At 67.0% G+C, this 2,255-nt stretch carries 1 protein-coding gene and 1 pseudogene; one reads left to right on the forward strand and one right to left on the reverse strand.

What is annotated here, in order from left to right:
* The first annotated feature begins 373 nt into the window (after positions 1–373).
* Positions 374–1,888 carry a PQQ-binding-like beta-propeller repeat protein gene (locus tag AB0N17_RS46210; RefSeq protein ID WP_366017662.1) on the forward strand — a complete coding sequence of 505 codons (1,515 nt, stop codon included), beginning with the start codon at positions 374–376 and terminating at the stop codon, positions 1,886–1,888.
* A gap of 80 nt (positions 1,889–1,968) precedes the next feature.
* On the opposite strand, the pseudogene AB0N17_RS46215 reads toward AB0N17_RS46210, so the two are convergent.
* Positions 1,969–2,127, reverse strand: a pseudogene (locus tag AB0N17_RS46215) (transposase); the annotation flags it as partial.
* Positions 2,128–2,255: the final 128 nt, after the last annotated feature.

Genomic DNA, 2,255 nt, shown 5'->3' on the forward strand with positions numbered 1-2,255 from the left:
CGGCGAGGGCGGCCCGGCCGGCGAGGGCCTGGACAGCGTCCTGCGAGGCCGTGGCCCTCATGCTCAGCCTCGCCCTCACCACAGGGTCAACCAGGGGCCGCCGAAATGCCCGATCACGGGCTTCTGGAACAGGCAGTCCACCGGCTGGATCGAGGAAAGCCGACGGCTTACTCCCTGTGAATGAATCCTCCGCCGTGCCTTCTCTTGTACGACAAGGCCCTGACTGGCCGTCACCACAATGGGCCGCGGTCGGCTGCCAGCCTCCACGCAACCACAGACAAGGGCGGATCCCATGGTACGAGACACCCCACCGATGCACCGACGAGGAAGAGGAGGCCGAGGACTGCTGACACCGAGAGCCAAGATGGTGGCCATGGCGGGTCTCCTGCTGCTCGGGATCAGCGCGCCGACGCAGGCCATCGAAAACACCATCTCGGTCGACAACAAGCGCACTGGGTGGGACGCGAACGAACCGAAGCTGTCGCCCTCCCAGGTGTCATCTGCCGCATTCGGACAGCGCTGGTCGACCGCGTTGAACGGCTTTGTGTCGGCCCAGCCGCTGGTCACCGGCAAGAACGTGGTCGTCGCGACAGAGAACAACTACGTTTACGGCATCGACGCCGTGACCGGGCAGACCAACTGGGCCCGCCAGCTCGGTCCGGCTTGGCCCACCTCGGCCATCAATTGCGGCAACAGTGTCAGCGGAATCACCTCCACCCCGGTATACGACTCCTCCTCCAACACGGTCTACCTCACCAGTAAGGCCAACGACGGCGTCGACGTGCAGCACCCGCACTGGTACATCCATGCCCTGAGTGCCACCAGCGGTGCCGAGCGTGCAGGCTGGCCGGTGACTATCCAGGGCACACCGACCAACAGCCCCGGACACCCGTTCAACCCGTTCACAGCCTTGCAGCGCCCCGGACTGCTGCTGATGAACGGATCGGTGTACGCCGGGTTCGGCTCGTACTGTGACCACGGCCCCTATGTCGGCCAGGTGGTCGGCGTCAACGTCACCAGCCATAAGCTCACGATGTGGTCCGCCGAGTCCGGTTCCGACAACAAGGAGGCCGGCATCTGGCAGAGCGGCGGCGGACTGGTCTCGGACGGCAGCGGGCGGATCTTCCTCTCCACCGGCAACGGCAATGGAACGGGCGCCTCGCCGAACCCCGGCCCCGGCGATCTGCCCCCAGCCGGCCTTGGGGAGTCGGTGGTGCGGCTCGGGGTGAACAGCGATGGCAGCCTTTCGGCCAAGTCCTTCTTCAGTCCGGCCAATAACCGTACCTTGGACGCCACCGACACCGACATCGGCTCGGGCGGTCCGGTTGCCCTGCCGAACAGCTTCGGCACCACCGCGCACCCGCGCCTATTGGTCCAGCCCACCAAGGACGGGCGGATCTTCCTGCTGGACCGGGACCATCTGGGCGGCATGGGTCAGGGGCCGAACGGCACGGACCACGCGGTGAGCATGGCCGGTCCCTTCCAGCCCGTCTTCGGCCACCCCGGTGTCTGGGGCGGCGACGGCGGATACGTCTACACGGTGGCGAAGGACAGCGGCAGCGGCGCGCCGCTGCGCGCGCTGAAGTACTCGGTGAACAGTGCCGGGACTCCGACCCTGACCAGCGTCGGCATCAGCAATGAGGGCTTCGGATACGGCTCGACCTCCCCTATCGTCACTTCCAGTGGAATGACGCACGGCTCCGCCCTGGTCTGGATCGCAGCCCCTGGCCAACTCCGGGTCTATGATGCGGTGCCTGTCAACGGCATCATGCACCTGCGCCGCACCTTCCCGATCGGCAATCCCAAGTGGGCACCTCCCGCCACCGACGGCGGCCGAGTCTACGTAGCCACCACCAACGGGCAGCTAGTGGCCTTCGGCACCGCGTAGGACCGTTCCACAGGCGTGCCCTACCCAGCAGAAGTCGGGCACGCCTGTGTGCGCCGGATCCCGTGGCGGCCGCGATCCGGGTAGAGCTCGGGATCGATCAGGGCGTGTGTGTGGGTGGAGGGTACGCGGCGAAAGCGCCGATCTGACAGCTCTCGGTCTCTGGCGGTGCCGGAGAACTGGCGCTGCTCCCCGGCCGAGATGGCGCCCTTCTTCACGAAGCCGATGTCGTCCCTGATCACCTCTCTTGAGCGCAGACCTCTCTGCTTAGTTCAGCGAGATCTAGCGAGGAACCCCGGGCCTTCGGCGGGGCGGCCGTCGGGGCGCGCGAAGTGCGCGGGGAAGTCGTCCAGGTTGGCCACCGAGGCGC

It is taken from the genome of Streptomyces sp. NPDC051133 (assembly GCF_040682635.1).
In the GTDB taxonomy this organism is placed as follows: domain Bacteria; phylum Actinomycetota; class Actinomycetes; order Streptomycetales; family Streptomycetaceae; genus Streptomyces.